The organism is Glutamicibacter uratoxydans (genome assembly GCF_050753455.1).
Classification (GTDB): domain Bacteria; phylum Actinomycetota; class Actinomycetes; order Actinomycetales; family Micrococcaceae; genus Glutamicibacter; species Glutamicibacter uratoxydans_A.
Map to the genome: position 1 here is coordinate 3,069,901 of NZ_CP192736.1, position 19,731 is coordinate 3,089,631.

A 19,731-nucleotide genomic window follows, 5' to 3' on the forward strand; every position below is an offset into this window, starting at 1 on the left:
TTATGACATAATCTTTCTGCTAATGATGGCCGCGCTCCGTGGCGAGATCCCGCTATAAGTTATTGAATTAATTCTATTTTCAGTTTCTGGAATACGTCCCGAAGAAAGAACAGCTGCCCTACCGTATAGAGCAGGCAGCTCAGCTCCAAGAGGAACGCGGAGTTTCTGCTCTTTAGCGTCGTAGGATACCAACGGTCGCTGAAGTATATTTGCGGCTAAATGTTTACCCAATTCCGCCCAAACACGTCTAGATTTTCCATTTTCAATATCATTCTTTGTTCTTAGGAAATAACCGGAGCCTTGGACACGCGCTAGGCGATACAATCCTGGAATAGTCGCATATTCCGATTCGATCCACTGCGCCTTATCCACCACGAAATATTCGTACTGAGAAGCAAACGGGAAGTCCACCTGGGGAATTTCTTCAATAATTTTTGAAAGCGGTGGCAAAGATTGGGCAAGCTTGTAGCCGCTGAACGGCACTATGCCTTCTTCATCCATATATTCTTCAAGCGTATGCGCCAGGTTTGCCTCGGTGACACCGCTAAAGGTCACCGTGCTAGCGAGCCTTGCGCTTTCATTCTCGACAGATGCTCCTTGGGCAGCCACTGCTTTGGCGAGTTCACCACTCAAAGAATCACTCCAGGGCCCAGTCAGTAGCCACTTCCCACTGTCCGTACCTGCAATGCCCTGATAAACAGACTCCCAGGCAATAACTTCCATCAATTCGTTGCGTTCGACTTCAATGAACGCCAAGGACTCTAGCGTCATTAAAAGCTGTCTCTCGAAAAGTGCAGAATCTTCTATCTGGCGTGCGAGCATCGAGAAATCTTTTCGACTACCTTCACCCAAGAACATCAGCGCGTCCAGGAGGGCCTGAATATGCGGGACTGAATTTTTAGCTGACATTTTTGGTAAGGGATTTCGCACCAGATTATAAGAAAATTCTTTCTTTTGGGCCCCCTTGATCCGGGTAGGAAATCGTCGACTGATTCCGCATTCGGCACATTGCGAATACATCCACGGAGTTTTCGGATACTTTCCGTCGAATGTCGGTAAACTGAAACGATGGCTGCCCGTCACAATGCAGCTCTCTTGCCCTGGCTCTGGAAGCCGAAGTTTCGTACGGCCCGTGCCAAAGCTCATAGGTCCAGACCACGAAATCTTGTTCGGAACAGGCTCGGTGGATTCAACATCGTCGTATGACGGCGCGTCGACAATGGAACCCATAATCCAACCCTTAGCTTTGTCAGATTCTTCGAGAGCGGTGAGCGGCCAAAGAGCTGTCCCTACTGCATGGGCAAGGGACCTGAGCTGGTCTGGTTCCGCTGCATCTTCTGAATCGACGTCACGCAACCTTATCTGCATATTTTGCAAAGTTTTTGAGTTTCGACGCAGCGACACGGTGAAATCCTGGTACCCGCCGGATAACTTGTGAATGTCTAGCTTCAGCGGTGGAACGAGGTCTGCATGCAACAGGACATCTGTCGTCCGGAGAGTCTCCGGGTCACGGTCAATACGGTACAGCTCTACCTTGTTCTGTTCTTCCGAAGTAACCACCAATGACATTGGTGCGACCGCGCTCCAGCGGCGCGTTCTGCCAGGTAACCGAAGACCACCCTGTATGTTCATTTGCGTCGTGAGCCGAGGCTGGAACGCATGAAAATCCTGGTTTTCAACTAACGTTGGGTTAGGTGCTCGCAAGAACGTGACATCTATGTATGCGACCCACCCCGCAGGGATCCCTTCTTTTCCGCCACCGCTGATCTTCCGGTAGGAAGGGTCTGCTGCATCATTGATAATCGCCTCGACGTCTTCTATTAGCCGCGGGTCATCTTTGATCAAGATTCGGCTCTCAGTGCCGGCTACTGTGCGGTCAACTTCAACGTACGACGCTGTCATCGCGTCTCTGGTAAAGATAACAATTCGCTTCGGAGAACGTCGCAGCTGTTGCTCTTCGGAAGTTGTAATCGTTACCGTAGACCCCACCAATGATCCGCTCTCAATCTGGTGGTCGTCAAAGCTCACGCCGTAAGTGTTGTTGCCCGCTGGTTTGAAGGTAACTGCGGATTCTTGCCCGTCTTCACCCAAGATCCGTCCCGATCTATCTTCTGGAACACCTTGCATGACGACGAGACCGAATTTAGCTACGGAGCTCAGTAGTTTGCGTTCGTTTCTCCAGCTGAGGATACAACGAGCTACTTTTGAAACACGTTGACCGGTGACCCCAATGACTTTTGGACCTTCCCAAGCCGCGAATTGGGCCAGGGCGAGTTCTGTGACTCGATCCTGGTTTCCGGTCTTGGACCAAATTATGCGGAGTCCTTGATTCGCGCTACTGCCGCTGATCGTTAGCCACACATCTAACGCTGTGAACATTTCAGCATGAGACATTGAAGAGCCCGCGATGAATCCTTGTTCTTCGAAGAACCGATCAATATTTCGGCGTTCTGTATTCCGTATCAGCGCCTGCGAAATCGGTAAACCTACGTATCGATGCATCAATGCGTAAGCACTCGGAAGTCCCTTAGAGCCGGCAAAATCTTCAAGCCATACGTTGAGTGCCTCCCAATAGGCTTCGCTCGACACCGCGAATGATTCGCGCAACCGCTTGGACTCCGAGGTAGAAATTTCTAGCGTACGCTCCAGCTGAGCATAGTAGCTTCCACTGCCGGCCATGGCACCTTGCCCGGATGTCTGCATCTTTTCTGCTGCGATTGAAAGTACCATCAACAGAGCAATATGAGGCGGAGCCAGTACCGGCTCTTTTTTTGCTCGGGCCACTTTTCGCGCATAAATCCAACGCTTTGTGAGCATGTCGAATTCAGCAAAAGTAGCGCGTCCAGACGGGAGCCAACACAACTTGCTAGCAACTGCTTCGCTCAACGACTTAATGGCCTCTTCGCTGCTGGAAAACCCCAATGACTCATAGGACTTTTTAAAGGCCTCGTCATCTTGGTCTAGGTAAACCAGCTCTCCTGAGCGATCTGCGCTGAAGAATGCGGCAGCTAAAGCATCATTCCATTCAACATAACCAATCGACTTTGAAAACGCGGCCGGAGTATCCGGTTGATGGCTAACCAACGACATTGTTCGTTCCCCCATTTAAACCAAAATTTGTGAGTGTACGGCCAGGCTAGACCACCGTTAGGACACTTTAGAGTTAGCTGCCGGCAACAGTTCCGAAGGAGTTCCGCTCCAGCTGACTACTAGCTCGTCGCGAGCACGAGTCGCCGCCACGTAAAGCAACGACCGTTCGCGCAGCAACCCATCGTTTCTTTCCGCTTCGGCCAGGCCAGTAGTCGCCAGTGCAAGCGGAACGTTCGACTCGTTAATCCCGAACAAGATGACTTTGAAGAATTCCATACCTTTAGCGCGGTGCATCGTCATGTACAGCGGTGCGGTACCGTCTCCTGGATAGTCAACGTCCCTGACTTCAAGTTTTCGTTCAGCTAAACCAGTTTGTAGTTTCTGCAGCTGATGCTTGGTACGAGCAATAATGCCGATCATGTTTCCAGGTACTTCTTGTGCCTTCCACTGCCGAATATGCTTGGCAACGACGTCAAGCTCATCGGCCAGGGATTTTGCCCCGGCTTCTTCTGGGTTAGGGCCGCTTCGTGCTGAGTGATAGCCTTTAGAATCTTGGTTTTCGCCCTCAAGATCCTCAATGTTTGCGCCCTTGAGCATGCTGACCGCATACTCGAGGTTCTGCGCCGTTGTGCGATAGTTCAAGGACAGGCGACGTGAGCGTCCGACGATGGCGATACCGTAGCGGGACAGTGGGACTTTCTGGCCGTAAATACGCTGATGCGAGTCTTCGGCAATGAATAGATCATCCTTGCCTTCTCCTGCCAATTCTCGCAGGAACAACCAGTGCGCAGCGTGCAGGTCTTGTGCTTCATCAATCAGTACATGGTCAGCAAAGGCTGGCTTTCCTGCAGCTGTCCTCTGCTTTAGCAGGTAAGCTGAAGCAGCTGCTAATTCTGGGAAGGAAATATTCTCGCTAATGCGCTGGTTCTGGCGATACGCTTCAATAATTTTCCATACACCCAAGCGCTTAGGCCTCGTCAAAGCGGTTCCGCGCCCGACACGAGGCACCTTTACGTAACCATCACGAGTAGCGACAAAATTCGCGAGGACAACGGAGGTATATTCCTGCTCCAAGAAAGTCTGATTTGCGAGTTCTAAGTCCAATCCATGATCGGTGTTTTGGATCGCTTCCTTCCATGGGTTCGAAACACCATTGCCGGGGCGAAGATCTGCTGTTGAATGGCCCTCACCAAGGACCGCTCTCAGCGCATCTTTGCGTTCAGATGCACTTGCCGCATTAAATACCTGCAGAGCTAATGCATCGATACCGCTGGTGTAGATCCCTGCATCGCCTAAGTTTTTGGCAAGCTTCAAATCTGAATCCAGTTTCAGCAGACTACTGCTCAACGAAGAAGCGAGGGTACGGGTAAATGTAGTCAGAATAATTCGAGACTCAGGATTACGCTGCGCCAAGGCCTTCGCCCTATGCAAAATCACCACAGTTTTACCGGTTCCAGCTCCGCCAGTTAGACGGAATGGCCCATTCCATGAGCCATCTGCATATCGACGCTGTTCTGGGTGCAAGAAGGTGCGCCAAGCATCGGCATTCCCACCTTCGATGACTTCACGTAATGCGTCCGGAGCATCCCCAATGAAAGCAAACTGCAGCTTCGCAGCTTCTTTGTCGAACCCTGCAATTAGCTTCTCGTCGTCTGTCTGTCCATCAGTTGCTTCTTCTGGATGATCACGCTGATCAACTAGCCCTAAGTCCCGTTTGCTATCTTCAAGGCTTACCCCTGAAGCGAGGTCGAGTATGAGAAGCCCCTGCCAATCAGGTGCTTTATCTGTGACTTTGTGAAACTCCGGCGCCGTCTTAGCGTTTAAGGCCTTATTAGCAATCTGTGCGTCAAGACCAGCGGTATCAATCAGGAAGAGTAGGTTGTACCCGCGTTCCACCAAGCCATTTTTCCAGGTTGTCGGTGGAGTAGGAGGAACAGTGGCAGGGGCTGTAATTGAATGCACGAATGCTGGGGCCTGCGGGTCCGGCATTGTCTGTTCGATGATCTCTGGGATCCCAAAGACTGGGTTCATCTGCAGGGTACTACGGCTGGCTACCTCTATGGCTTTATCATGCGGCCAGGTTCCGTAGTAGACATAGGTTGGAGTCTTTCCTGTTTCCAAACGGAAGAGAACAGCGCGCCACATTTCGTTGACGCGGCCGGTGCGTACTCGCGTATCAGTCACATTCTTTAGCGGCTCTATGTGAAGGCCCGGTGATGAGTCATCGTTCTGGAGTTTTTCCAGAAAATTCATGACAGCTGGCTTTACTGAGTTATCCAGCTTGTCTTTAGTCTTAGCAAAAATAATTCCGGGCATTATTTAATCCCTTTTCCAGTCAATGATTCAAGGATGAGTTCAGTCTGTGGCGCAATAATGATCCACCCAGCGGATTCAAGTTCTTGCGGTGCCTCTTCGCCTTCGTAGCGAACCGCAATCTTCTGGCTTTCCCAGACCAGCATCATTGGATACCCGTCTCCGATCTCCGCACCCAATTCAGGCACAGTCTCCAAGCCTGCGGTGGCAAGTTCGGTGAGTAGTTTCTGCTCATTGTCTAAGGCATCTTCCAGCAACGAGACCCAAACCGGTGCCAACCTGACAGTCTCAGAGCTTGTGGTGCCCATCTGAGAACCTTCTGGTTCACCTGGCGTTGCGGCGGTCTCACTCGGTGCTGCCGTATCCAATGCTGCTGCGATCGCTGATACTTCCGGTCCCAGGATCTGCCATCCTTCGGACTCCCACGCGGCTTGTGCCTCGGGATCGTTCTCCAGCAGCACGCCGATACGCTGCTCGGCCCAGCCCAGGGACAAGACATACCCTGTTGCTGATTCCAGCCCAAGTACCGGTGGCGCGCTGACACCGGCCTTGGCCAGGTCCGCGAGCAGCACTCGTTCGTCTTCCAGAGCCTCTTCCAGTAGGCCTTCCCATCCGGCAGGTAGCTCCACGTGGCCCTTGCGAACCGACTGCTTTTCCAACGAATCGCCAGCCACATCCTGATTTACCGTAGTGATGGAAAGCCCCACGGCCTTGAATGCCATCAGATTCGACAGTCGCAACCATTCACGCCACGACGCCACGAACCCGGCGTCGGCTACCGCTTCATTACTGTCTTCGAGGCACAAACCCACCGCAAACGTGGCCGGGGATGTGCCCGGAGCCGCACAGACGAACGCTGCAAATCCCAGACTGCGTGTCCAATACACGGCTTCTCCTGCTGCCGGGATGAGTTGCTCGCCACGGGCCAGGGCCTGGGCCAGCTGCGGCACCGCGTCCGGGTCCGTCTTCCCCGCCCCCGCCTGGCGCAGCATGAATGGCACCAGATCAGAGAACTTGCCCCACACCTGCGTATCAGGTTCATGGATCCAATGCCACAGCTGGGTCATCGCATCCCGGGAAATCAGCGCCATCAACGAAGCCGACGGGGAAAACTTTGCCTGCAATTTCAGATTGAGTTGGGCATCAGCCCACACCGGCAGCTCGCCCTTACTCTCAGGGCTGCTGAACGCCTCCACATCCTGCCAAGTCACCGCCCACGGAATAATCCCCTGCTCACGCAAGGAAGCACGCTTGACCGCATCATCAGCCAAACGGTTATGCTCTTGCGACGCATGGAACTGATACCCATCCGTATAGATCGCCAAGTCCGGAATATTCGGGTCCGGCGCCTTCAACAGGAAATCAGGGCGGGTTCCCTGCAGGTCCACCTGCGGGATCAACTGCCACGTGTACGGCTGGCCCGGAATGCGGAAGTTGATGGTATCGGCATCCGTGCCGGGGACGATCTTGTAATACGCCCCCGAGTCCTTCAATCGGGTCACGAAGGCCTGTCGGAACCGCTGTTCCAGCAACGACTCCACCGTGGCCGTGGCCTGCGGGGCCTGCTGGGTCACCGTCCAATCCGTAGCGAAGGACGGGGCCGCTTCTGGCGCATCGCTGCGCCCGGCCCGCAGGATCTTGCCCAGCAATCGTTCGGCGGTCGCCCGCGCCGTATGATCCATCGTCCACGGATCCGCGTACGGCAGCAAGCAGTTATGGCAGGCCAGACGTTCTTCCTCCCGGCAAGGACACTCCGAGACGGTCTTCCAAGCTGCTTCCAACAGCTCCCAGACCCGCTGGGGGTCGCCGAAACGGGCCAGATATCCGGTGCCGCCGGGTACCTTGTCATGCAGCAGCAGCGCCAGCCGGCCCTGGTCAATGGTCGGATCGCTGATCCGGACTACCGCCAGATGATCCGGGGCCCCACCGAGCACCTTCTGCAACCCCAGCAGGATCGCAGCCTGCAAGCTGGGCACCGAGAAATCATCGCCCAGCGTCGCATCCAACGGCAGGTGCAGCACCACACCCTGGGTGCCCAGGGTTCGAGCCAACGCGACTTCCTTGACGTTCTCTTCCTCGGCCTTGCGATACTTGCACCAGTACCGGTGCTCCGTAGGACTATTCTCCTTCGCGGACTGGTCCAGCTGCCCGCAATGCGCGCAGACCCGGAACAACGGGGTCTTGATCTCGTCCCCGGCAATCGTGCGGGTGGTGCCGAACGCTGCCTGCTTGCCCACGTTGATCCAGCGAATCTCCACCCGGTTCAGGTACTGGGCGCCGAAGTCATAGCCTTCCAGGAACCAGGAGCGCTGCACATGCTGCGGATCGATATCCGCGGCCGCGACAATGCTGAACCGCTCACGCACCCGGTTCTCCCGGCGGTCGCCAATGGACGCCTCGTCCCGGCGCACCTCGGCAGAGACCTTCTTCATCACCACCACGTCCAGCACCTGGCTCATGTCCGCGATCCCGGCACTGCCGCACCGCACACAGGTCGACGCCGCACTGCCGGTAGCCAGGTCTGTTTTCGCCCATCCGCACTGCGGGCATAGCTGCCACTGCTGGATCTGGCTGTTCTGCGGTCCCAGATCCACCGCGTCAATGAGCACTTCCATGCCCTGGGCATAGAACGTGGCACCCGGCGCCAATTCAGCCAACGCCACCGAGGCGCCGCGCTCATAGCTCAACGCATCGGTCTGGAATTCGTTGGTGTCCGCGTCCTTCCACGACAACCCCACATCCAACGTGACCGAATCATCCAGCAGGGTGTAGTTCGGCAGGATCCCGTAGGCTTCCAGCACCGAAATCCAATACCCGCCACGCAGCTCCTTCAGCTGGCCGCGCAGCATCCCCAGGGTCGCCTTCGCGGTGCGCAGCGCCTGCTGGTCATCCCGGTCGTCGTCGCCCAACTGCTGAGTTCGGGCAATCGCTTCTTCCAGCTCCGGAAGTGCTAGTTCTATCTGCTGCCGCCGCTCGGACAGTTCCGCCACATCCGCGTTCCACAATTGCGCGGCCCGCACTACGTGCCGGGCCAACCCGCTCGGCTCCCCCTCGGGGCCTTCGCTGGCCCAGGCATTGAGCCGCTCGCGGCTCTCTGTGGACAGGTGCTCGGAGAACTGGGCGCAGAACCCTTCCAAATACTCGGCTGAATGCTCGCTGGAATCCTGGATCAAATCCCCGATGAACGTGCCCGGCTCCACCTTGCCCAAGGCCTGCACCGCATCCTTCGGATGCGGGCGGGATGAGTCCCTGGCGAACCGGTCCACCAGGTACGCCACATACTGACGCTGCAAGATCTCCTCCGCATCCAAGAACGTCGCCGGAGGCCGCACCTCGCCGTTGATCACCGACAACGGATCATGTAACTTTGGCAAATGTTCGCCGCGGCCACGCACGAACGCCAACACTAACGAGTTACCGGTCAGGCGGCCCGCACGACCCACCCGCTGCAAGTACGAGGACACCGACGTCGGCAAGGAGGCGAGCATGACGCAGGACAAGTCGCCGATGTCGATGCCCATCTCCAAGGTAGGGGTCGCTACCAGCACATTCGGTGCGTCCGGGTTCTTCGCCCCGTCGCGGAACTCGCGTTCGTACTGCAGGCGCTTGTCCACATCCAGCAACGAGGTGTGCTCGCGGGCCACCACGCGCTTGGTCTGCTTCGAGGCGTACAGGTCCCGGTAGTAGTTGCGGTCCTCGCCGCGGTGGCGCTTCAACGTGCCAGAGCAACGCACCAGCAGGCACGGCCCGGACTCCAACTGGTCAATGACCGTGCTGCTGCCCGGGGTGATCGCCTTGCACGTATCGCAGGCGAGGACATGCTGCCCCGACACGACATCTTGAACCCGTGGGGTGCCCAGCACAATCTTCTCCGGATCAAGCCAATACACGTTCGCCCCGGAACCGGTGGTGGAACTGCCCAGCACCCCATCATCCACCAGTGCCATGATCAGTGCCTTGGCCAGGTAGCCGCTCTCCGCCCGGGATACCTGCAGCGTCCGTTCGGTCCAGCGGGAGTACCAGCTGCCCGCCGAGGTCACCGGGTCCAGGTTCTCCGTCCCTGCTTCCGCCTTCCCCAGACGTGGGAACGCCGGGGTGGAACGGCCGGTCGGGAACGCCGGCATGCCCTCATGCTTCGCACGCCCGCCCCAGATCTGGTAACGCTTGCCATCGGTCTGGATGTACTTGCCCAGCCACGGATGCTGGATGCCGCCACGGATACGCACACGTTCCAGGGTGCCGCGCACCCACTGCGCCAGCTGACGATCCGACGGTGCAAGGCCTTCGAACGCCGCCTGCTGCTGGGACTGCTCGAACGCGCGGCGTGCCAGCGACGTGATCCGCGCCGTGCTGCCCGCATCGGTTTCCACCACCACGCTGCCGGTCAGCTCCAGCGTACGGCCGGTGCGGGACTGCAGCCCGAACTCCAGCGCCGCATCGAACAAGAGCCGCTTCTTCGCCGCCCGCCGGGCCCGCAGCTGCGCTTGCGGATCAGCCTGCGGATCCCAGAACGGCCTGAACAGGTCGCGATCCACGAATTCCGGGGCGATCAACTGGAACCGCTCCTCCGGGGTGTTGGCCGTGGAAATGACCGTGTCCACCAGTTCTGCCAGCGTCGCCGGGCCCGAATCCAGGGCACGGCGCAGCGCCGTACGCAACAGCATCGTATGGGAGCGGGACTGCACGAACCCGGCCCGATGCGCCGCATCCTGGACGCTATCGGTGAACACGAGCGCCTTCTTCTCCCCCGAATCCAGGCTTTCAGCGCCGAACAGGTTGGAGATCGTCACCGACAGCATCGTGGCGACCGCGCTACCGATGAACGCGATCCCTTCCTTTGCCAGGCAGGACGGGCAAGTGTCGTTGGTCGACTGGTCATCGGCCTCCGGACCGTCGAGCATCAACACCGGCATAATCAGCCCTCGGCTCAGATCCGGGTCGTCCTCGGATGGGGTCTGCTTGGACAGAGTCCGGTTCACCGTATGGAGCCAGCGCAGCCCCTGCACTTCGGAGGCACCGTCCTTGCCATATTCGAGCATGTCTGCCTCATTAGCGGCAGAAATCAGTGCACGGAACCGGCCGTTCTTCGCCAAGCGCGCGGTGCGGATCTTCGAATCATCCAACTCCAGATCCGTACCGGTGGGCGCCAACAGCACTGCCCACCCATTCCTGCCGCAGTGCCGGCAATACAGGGCAGGGAAGAACGTGTCCTCGGACTGGTCCACCCCGTCATCGGACCAGCGGAACCTCGGGGTCGGATCCACGGCCGCGTCCACCCGGGACATCTCCCGGATCCATAAGTGCGTTTCCACAGTCAGCTCTGAGCGTCCGCCGTTGGCCCGCACGTGGCTGAACAGCGCCAGCACCGCAGTCAGGTAGTCCGTGGCATCCGTCAGCGTGGCATCGCCCAGCCGGAGCTGCCGACCGAATATCCGCGCGGCCAGGACCTCCACTGAGATCGCTTCGCCGGTGTGTTTCAGGATCACCGCCGTCAACGGGTGGCGCCGCAACGCCAGAGCGAGGTCCGCGGGGGTTTCGCGGAACAGCATGCCCGCGACGACCTGCACCAGTCCCGGTGCCAGGGTCTGCTGGTTGTCGTCTTCGGCGTCGACCGGCGAGACGTCGTAGGCCTCGCGGATCCGCGGTCCGAAATCGGGCAATAGTGCCGCTATATCTTCCAGGGTGTAATGATCCGCCTCTACCCCGGTGCCGCACCATGTCTCGGCGGACAGGCGGGTTTCGGTGATCACCGCGGAGGCATCGAATTCCTCGCCGAACACGGTGGCGGCGAACTGCAGCATCGCGTCCGGGTCGCCCTTGCTGCCCAGCGTGGCCGAGGTCGCCACCGGCGTCACCAGACCCAACGGCCGTTCCCGATCCTCCTCACCCAGCACCGGGTGGTCGTCAAGCTCCTCGGGCCAATGGCTCTTCAGCGTCAAGCCCAGGCGGCGCAGCAGCATGGCCACATCCGTGCCCTGCGCCCCGTCATAGGTGTGGAATTCATCTAGCACCACGTACTGCAGGCTGGTGGCCGACTTCTTCCAGATGAGTGCGTCCTGCGGACGCAACAGCAGCATGTCCAGCATCTTGTAGTTAGTCAGTAAGATATCCGGCGGGTCGGCACGGAACACGTCCCGATCGTTGATCAGCCCCTCCGCCGATACCCGGGTGCGGACTGTTTCCTGCTGCCCTGTGTAGATGCCCGCGGTGACCCCGGACAAGGCCGGATGCGAGGTGAGCATTTTGGCCAGGCGGTTGGACTGATCGTTGGCCAACGCATTCATCGGGTACAGGATCAGGGCCTTGATCCCGGTGACGCCGTTCTTCTTCGCCCGCAGCACGTGGTCCAGGATCGGGTACAAGAACGCCTCGGTCTTACCCGAACCCGTACCCGTGGTCACCAATGTGGGTTGTGGTCTGCGCATCCCACCCCCAGCAACCTTGCTGGTCAACCGGGCGAACGCGCGCGCCTGGTGCCCGTAAGGGTCAAAGCCCTCATACCAATCGAGTGAGTCACGCCAGCCGGCCTGCGCCGGCTCGAACGGCAGACGCAACCGCACATAGGGACCTTTGAACAGCCCGTCCTCCGGGTGGCCAAGGAAGTCCTTCATCGCCGCCTGCGCAGTGCCATCCGTCAATGCGAACGTCGTCGCCAAATAATCCGACAAGCCCCGCTGGAAGTCCCGGGCGCGTACGGTGGGGAGCAGTTCGCTCACTTGATCAACTCCACGGCCGGCTCCTGTACCAGCATTTTCTCGAAGTGCGCGTACGCGGCACGCATGTCCTCTTCACGGTCGAAGCCCTGGAACGGGAACTCGAAAACGTACTTCGCGTTGCTCTGCGGATGAACCCAGGTGCGTTCCTCAACAGATAGGCCTTCACCGCGCTGACGGTAGAGCTTGTTCATCTCGCCCGGGACTTTGCGTCCGTTGGCATCATAGAGGTCATTCTGCTCATAGCCGCGCAAGACCGGGAATTGGGTACGGTAGATCGTACAAAGCTCGTCTATATCAATCCCAAAAGTTATAGCTACCAAGGCGTCTAATTCGATCTGCACCCGACGACGCTCTACAGCCACCTTAAGTGCCGTATCTAATGCCCATTTTTCGTGCACTACGAGTTCATAAATATCTGAATAGGCCGATGTCAAGCACAGCAGCCGGGCTGCTCGTTTAGCAACTTCAGGTTGTAAATGATGTTCCGAAGCAAACGGCAACATCTCAATGACCGATGGATAGAAATCGCCTATTCCGGCCGTCTTTACCACGAAGTCCAGTGGAATAGTAGAAAACACTCCAAACAGTTCCATCAGCTTCTGATCACCACCAGATGTGGGCAAACCACCCGATGCAACTGTATTTACATGAGTCGCGCCAACCGGGAGCAAAGTGACATTCAAGGAACGAACTCCAGATGTACCTGCCATACGCCTCCACCCCAGGCGGAGGTGCTCGTGGGCCGATGTCAGCTCTCCGCCGACGTCCCATTTCGTGTAGTCGTGGTCGTAGTCGACATTTCCGTCGCGTACGGGCTGGTAGCTGGTGCGGGGAATGAAATCCTCCGACAGCGCTTCAAGATCAATCTCATCCCAGTCATTATTGCTTCTGACAACTTTTCGGGGTTGCTTAGAGAAGGGGTTCGCCACGCTAAAGTGCGGCCCCTGCAGAATCACGTCATCCCACGAGTCATTGATCTTAGACCCGACCTCGAAATACCCCTTCTTCCGGTCAGCAGTTTCATGCCATCCGGAAGAGTATTGCAGTCCGAGTTCGCGGACGCGTGGGGCCTTGCTCAGCTTTTCCAGCACGTTCATGCTCGCCCGGTTGACCGGGTACACCATCCGCGCATGCAACGGAGGGGTGCCGGGCTCGTCGAGGATGTCGGCCCAGACCTTCAACACGTCAAAGTCAACATGCACGAGTCGTTCGGAATGTCCACGCGTGTCCCAAGCCCCGCTGGCGGTCTTCAATGCTGGAGCTTCTCCGCTGCCATCATGCAGGAATGAGCTTTCAACAGTAGCGGGTACATATAGAGAAGCCGCCATGACAAATTTGGGAGATTCTTGCTCAGCGCCGTATACATGAATCGCGTATTCGAGCTGATCGGTCAGCTCAGCGAAGAGCTTCTTCTTATTACGGAATGCCCAATGACGACGCAAGCGGCGGTACGTCTCCGCACGCAGATGATGCGCCTTCTTCTCGGTGAAGTGCGAACCTGGGTGAATGAGCGAAATTGCCCCAGAAGAGGAAGTATTTCGCCAGGTACGCATCATGAACGTCCGGTATAAATCAGGTTGGAGACCTGTTAGCAGCCCATATTGCGACGAGGCTCCAAGGAATGTCGCGAGTACCGATGTCGGCACCGCACCGTCGACAAAAGCGTCTCGGGCCCCCGGCAACGCCAGCGTTTGTTCACGTTTTTGGCGCACCAAGGCCTGGGTAGGTTTCTCTGCCAGTTGCCACCATGCGTCATGTTCAGCTAACAGGGCTGCTTCGTCTGAGCGTGGGCGCACCCAGGGCGGGTTGCCGACCTGCAGATCGAAACCACCGCGGCCGAACACGGAAGCGAATTCAAGTTCCCAATGGAAGAACGCCCGCTGTTGGCCTCGCTTGGCATCGATCTCCGTTGCAGGCATTTCATCTCCAGCTATCCGGTCGCAAACTGCCAACCATGGATGCTCCGCGGAGAGTTCCCGGGCGTCGCGCATGCCGGCCAGCGGGTAGTCGAACGCTTCGAAGGTTTGCAGGTCGCCCCAGCTTGCCGACGACAGTGCGCTGGTCTGTCCTTCGGTGTGACCAAACTTCTTGGGCGCAATCTTGGATACCGTTGAATAAGGTCGGCCAAGAATCCCTTCTAGCCCGTCAATCCACTCATCAATGCTCGGTGGGGTGACAGACGTTTCCGTCAATGGCCAGAACCACAACGCATTCCACGCGTTCATTACACGCTTCAACCGCTGATACGCGCCCTTAGGATCAGTCAGTGCAGCTTCGATCTCGGCGCGACTCACTGATGTTGCCTGTTGCGGGCGCTCACCTGGCCAGTAATTCACAAAACGGGCGGCCTGCTGCTCGGCAACCTGCAGCCTCCGAAGGGCCACCTTCCACAGCACCTCAACCCGTTCAGACAAGGCGACCAGCCGGTCGATCTGCGTCTTCTTCAACGCCAGGCGGGTGCTCTTCGCCCACGCCTTCAGCTCTTTTTGCTCCGGGCCGGCGATGTCCTTGACTTCCTTTGCATCCGCCGCAGCGCCCCACCCTTCCCCGGGCAGCAGGAAGTGGTGGATCCGCCCGTCCACGGCCGGATCGGTAGTCTCCGCGTCCAGCGCGGCCACCAGCCCGGTCAGCGGGTTCGCCTGCGGCTCCTCCGACAGGTAAGCCTTCGCCTTCACTGCCTGCACCGAATACGTCGCCCGCCGGGCTCCGACCAGCGAGTTGCCCTGCTTCAACCGCATGCCGAACCACGGGGCCTGCAGGTCGCTGGTCATGGTGTCCAGCCACAGAGACACTTCGGCCAGTTCCACCGCGGTGGAGTTCAAGTCCACCCCGTGCACCTGGTGCAACGCGATATGGGCCTTGACCTTCTGCAACTCCTGTGGGTACTGGTCCGCCGGGATCTTCCGGTCAAGCTCCACCTGCTTGCGCTTCAGATATTCGGCAGCCAGCTGGCGGACCGCCTCGATCGCGAACGCGCCAGAACCCAGCGCCGGCTCGCACACCGTCAACGCCAGGATGTCATCGGCAGCGGTCATTTCCCCGTCTTGGTCCAGGAGTTCTTCCAGCGCCTGGGAGACAACGAACTTCGTCAGCACTTCCGGCGTGTAGTAGGAAGCAGACTGCTGGCGTTCACGCCCAGCCAGGCGGAACACGAAGGAGCCTCTGGGGTGCACCACGGTTTCCGGTTCGCCGGTGCGCTCGTTGCGGATCTTGATGAAATGCTTCGAGTCAATCGAGGCCGACCGGTCGGTGGGCACCACCCACGAGCCCTTGGTCGCGTCCCCGTTCTTCGCGACCTCGTGCAGGTCCGTTTCGGCGATGAATCCGGTGTAGGACATCAAACCCTCATACACGGCGCCGAGCTGGTTGATGCCCAGCTCCGCGTACGAGATGAACCCGCGGTCCTTGCCCTTGGATTCCTTACTCAACAGCAGATGCTGCAGCACCCGCTGCAAAGCGCTGTTCGACAGCTTCACCTCGTTGATGAAGGACGTCGCGGTTTCGGCGAAAAGGTCCGCCTTCAAAGCGTCAAACCGCAGCCCCTCGTTTTCAGCGCTCTTCTTCCCATGGGCCTTCGGAGTGTGTCCTTTATCTACGAGCTTGAATAGCCCGTTCAGGGACTGATAGATATGGGTGCCCCGCCGTGACCTGTCCTCATGGATCTCCACCAGGGTCAGTTCGCGCAGCCGATCCAGACCGTAGCCTTCGTTGTATTCACCGACACCGACAGGCAGGACCCCGAGTTCCGGGGACGCCTCGGCATACAGCAGGAACAAGATCCGGTAGAGGAAACGCAGCGATTGCTTCGCCAGTTCCTGCCCATCTACCTCGTCCAGGGGCAGGCCTTGGGCGGTGCGGCGGGTGAGCACGTCGTTGGCGATGATTTCAATCGACCGGCGGATCCCTTCGCGCAGGTCCTGGGACACCCCGACTGTGTGCTTGACCGAGCTTTCCAGGATCCCGGTCCACCAGATGTCCCCTTCGGGCGAGGGCAAAAGCGATTCCCGACCGAAGATGGCCAGGAACCGGTCCACTTCCTGGCCGCGCTTGGTGTCGTTGCGGTCCGCGACCAGCAGCACGTCCACGGCCAGGTAGCGGCCTTCGGCCCAGCGTTCCGGTTCGGTGAGGATCAACCACTTGCCGGCCATCACGACCACAAAATTCGGGGCCTGATCGCCCAGGTAGATTTCCGAGACATGCTTGGCCACAGGGCGCGCATCGGGCTTGCCGTCCACGCTCACCAGACCCAACGGCCTGCTTTGCCCGAGGAAATCCTCCAGCGAATCCGCCGGGTCCGCCTCGATGAATAACACTTCGCCGGTGGGGCTGGCCCAGACCTGGTCAAGGGCGGTCTCGGTGCCGCTACGTCGCGACACGTACTGCGCGGTGGGGCCGTTGAACCCCAGCGCGGTACGCAGCAGCGCATACGCATGCGCCGCACCTGCCGGGGCTTCCATCAGTTCGGCCAGGCGGACCTGCAACTCGCCGCGTGCCTGGGTAAACCGGGTCAATGCCGTGGGATGCCCTGCCTTGGCGTCCTCGTCCCAGGCCTTGCGCAATTTCAGCACTTCACCGTGGAAGGATTCCTTGGTCGAGTCAGTGGTGAAATAGTGCTCACTAATCCAGTCTTCACCGACGATCATCGAGTCAAATGACGGCATTAGTTCGTTCCTTCCGAAGAGTCAGCACGAGGGGTATCGCGCGGCACCACGACCAGCAAGGGCCGGATCAGGCGTTGCGCCGGAGCCAGGGATTCGGCGATCCGCTGCTCATCTTCCACTCGTTGGCGCTGCTTCTTCACGTTCGTCGTTTCAGCCAAGGAATCAGCCTGCTGCCGCCACTGCGCGGCACGTTGCGTCCATTCCTCGAGCCGGGAGGTTGCTTGGGCTGCGGATGCGCTAAACGTCATCTCCATTGCAGAACCCGCGCTATCCACGGCCAACGGGATCAGAGTTTGCAGATGCTCGATTCCGGCGACCGGGCCAGGGTTCGCGGCGTTGCTGCTCAACCCGATCTCCGCCAAGTAACTACCCAGATCAGGCAGGGGGTGCACGGCTTGGAATTTCGGGTTCCCCGGGTTGGGGAATTCGACGGCGTAGAACATCTTGGACACCACCTGGCCACGCCGGTTCATCAACGTGCCCATGAGCAGTACCTGCGCAGCATCCACATCACCGCGCACCGCCAGCACCTCGCTGCGCGACAGCTCGGCCAAGGCCCGGTCGCTGGCCCAGTCAAGCACCGGATGCAGCGGGCCCAAATAGTGCGCCTCCGGCCACATGTTGTCCTGCGATTCACGGGCCCGATCCAGCTCGCGCTGCCCCGCCTCCCGGGTAGTCGCAATCTTCAGGGCCTTGTCCACCTTGCGTTCGCTTAAGTAATCCTGCGGCAGGTGCCCCAGCCGGTGCTGCAAATCCGCAGGAGGTGCCAGTTCGGCAATGCCGTGCGCCGCATGTACCTGCCAGCCGACCTTCTTCTGCGGTTCCACAAACGCCTGGGTCAACGCTTCATCCAAGAAATCCAGATCAGACTTATACAATCCCAACGGAGACGCGACCGGCACCTTGGGTACCGCCGAAGCATCGGTTTCGGTGGCTACATCGAATTCTGCGAACCACGCATCAAGCCCGTCGGCGTCCTCTGGGGCATGCACCACCTCTTCGAAGGTCTTCTTCCCTAACAGGACCTCGCGGATGGCTTCTTCTTCCTGCGAAACCGAATGCTTGCCCATCAACGAGGCCACGTCCTGCAGCACCGTGTGGGCTTCGTTTTCGCGTTCCATCAACCGGCTGATGACCTTCAAGTCACCGGAAAAGCGCTCATCGTTCGGGTCCAGCAGCAGCGTGGTGATCTGCGGATTGTGCTTCTGCCCGTACCGGTCGATGCGGCCGTTGCGCTGCTCGATACGGATCAGGCTCCACGGGATATCGAAGTGGATTAGGTGGTGGCACTGTGCGTGCAGGTTCACGCCTTCCGAGGCCACGTCCCCGGTCACCAGGACACGCAGCGGAGAGTTGCCGCGCTTGAACTGGTCGACGATCTCCTGCTGCTCCACATCGCTGAGCCCGCCGTGGAGCATGCCCACGTTCTCCGGCTTGAGCCCCAGTGCCTTCGGCAGCTTCTCCTTCAGCCATTTCAGCGTAGCCACGCGCTCAGCAAACACCACCGCACGCATTGGCGAAGCCTTGCCGACATCAATCCCCTTCAGATAGGAGACCAGTTCATCGTACTTGGCAGAATTCCCGGTGTTCGAGGCTTCCGCCAAAGCACGCAACCGCGTCAGCGCATCGACTTCCCGGGCTTCGGAAGGCAAAGCACTATTCAGCTTCTTCAACCGCTCGGTGACGGTCTCCACCAATGCTGCCGGGCTGGAAAGGAACGCCTTGGCCAGGGTCCATCCGAACAGTGCGGAAGTGTTTCCCGAATACGGCGAGCTGCCATGCTGCGGGTAGAGCCATACCTCGGATAGTTCGTTGGCGACAGCGTCCTCGGCAGCCGAGGCCGAGATCAGCCGATTATCAGGTTCGGCGCGTTCAGCCCAATCGGAGCCGACTTCTTGGGCGACCTCGGGGCTGTGACGGTGACGGCGGATGATCAGCCGCTCGACATCCTTCACGTCGAAGGAACCATCCGGGCGAACCACCGTCGGATCCAGCAGGCGCAAGAGCTCGGCGAAGGACTCGTTCTTGCCGTTGTGCGGGGTGGCCGAGGCCAGGATTAGTGCTTCGGTGTTGGGGGCCAGCAGCCGGGCCAGCTCGTTGTTCTGCACACCCACGTTAGTGACGTTGTGCGCTTCGTCGATGACGACCGCGTCCCAGCGGAGCTTGCTCAGATGCGCACGGTAGCGGGCGCTCTTGAGCGTATCCATGGAGATGATCGCCCGCTTGTAATATGTGAACGGGTTGCGGGTCGCAGGAAGCTTCTGTCGAACCTTCTGGATGCCTGCGGAGTCAAGGCGTACGAACGGCAGCGCGAAACGGCACCACATCTCGTGCTGCATCTGCTCCAGCACATGGCGAGGCGTGACGATCAGAATCCGGTCGCCGCGTCCGCGTTTGACCAGTTCGCTCAGGATCATGCCGATTTCCAGGGTCTTGCCCAGTCCTACGGCGTCAGCGATCAGGATCCGGGGGCGGACGTTCGCCGGGTCAAGCGCCTTCTGCACAGCTATCTGCTGGTACTTGAGTGTGTTAGCGAGCATCCCGGTGGACACCGTCAGGTGATCATCAAATTGGGGTGTCGGTGTCTTCCTCAAGGTCGTTTCCAAGAACAACCGGGATTTCCTATACCTCGGGCTGTCATCTGCCACGACCGTCGCATTCCTAGGGTCCACTACGTCGATCTCATCCAACGCTGAATAGAACGTTGCTGTGGTGTCGCGGACTAGTTCAGTGAGTCCTTGGACCCGAATCAGCTTTCCATCTACAGAAGGTTCCGTAGCCGTTACTAACCATTCTTCGTCCCGGACACGGACAACTGATCCCGGTGCAGCATTCAGTTCGACAGCACTAGCCGACATGGTTCCCCTAACAATGCGTTACTTCTAGTCAAAGGAGATTAAAATTCGACAAATCGGTTCACTCCCCTACCCTGATCTTAGGCCAGAGCCGAT

General features: G+C 58.6%; 5 protein-coding genes. All 5 read right to left on the bottom strand.

Going from position 1 to position 19,731, the window contains the following annotated elements; genetic code table 11:
- The 5 genes from ACQQZ8_RS14210 to ACQQZ8_RS14230 are packed head-to-tail and all read right to left on the bottom strand — an operon-like array spanning position 1 to position 19,374.
- Positions 1 to 3,090, bottom strand: a complete 3,090-nt coding sequence (locus ACQQZ8_RS14210) for a hypothetical protein (RefSeq protein WP_431710456.1) — start codon at positions 3,088 to 3,090, stop codon at positions 1 to 3.
- Positions 3,091 to 3,147: 57 nt separating this feature from the next.
- Complete coding sequence (locus ACQQZ8_RS14215) at positions 3,148 to 5,406, bottom strand: 3'-5' exonuclease (protein WP_431710457.1); 2,259 nt, start codon at positions 5,404 to 5,406, stop codon at positions 3,148 to 3,150.
- On the bottom strand, positions 5,406 to 12,119 hold the full coding sequence (locus tag ACQQZ8_RS14220) for a DEAD/DEAH box helicase (RefSeq protein ID WP_431710458.1): 6,714 nt from the start codon (positions 12,117 to 12,119) through the stop codon (positions 5,406 to 5,408). The genes ACQQZ8_RS14215 and ACQQZ8_RS14220 overlap by 1 nt, the downstream gene beginning before the upstream one ends.
- Positions 12,116 to 16,780 (bottom strand): DNA methyltransferase, encoded by a 4,665-nt coding sequence (locus tag ACQQZ8_RS14225; protein WP_431710459.1) that lies wholly within the window; start codon positions 16,778 to 16,780, stop codon positions 12,116 to 12,118. Before ACQQZ8_RS14225 ends, ACQQZ8_RS14220 begins: the two co-directional genes overlap by 4 nt.
- Positions 16,780 to 19,374, bottom strand: coding sequence for a helicase-related protein (locus ACQQZ8_RS14230; RefSeq protein ID WP_431710460.1), 2,595 nt, complete (start codon positions 19,372 to 19,374; stop codon positions 16,780 to 16,782). Before ACQQZ8_RS14230 ends, ACQQZ8_RS14225 begins: the two co-directional genes overlap by 1 nt.
- Positions 19,375 to 19,731: the final 357 nt, after the last annotated feature.

Bases quoted from the DNA above. Each gene is read 5' to 3' on its own strand.
- ACQQZ8_RS14210 (WP_431710456.1), bottom strand. From the start codon at position 3,090: ATGTCGTTGGTTAGCCATCAACCGGATACTCCGGCCGCGTTTTCAAAG.
- ACQQZ8_RS14215 (WP_431710457.1), bottom strand. From the start codon at position 5,406: ATGCCCGGAATTATTTTTGCTAAGACTAAAGACAAGCTGGATAACTCA.
- ACQQZ8_RS14225 (WP_431710459.1), bottom strand. From the start codon at position 16,780: ATGCCGTCATTTGACTCGATGATCGTCGGTGAAGACTGGATTAGTGAG.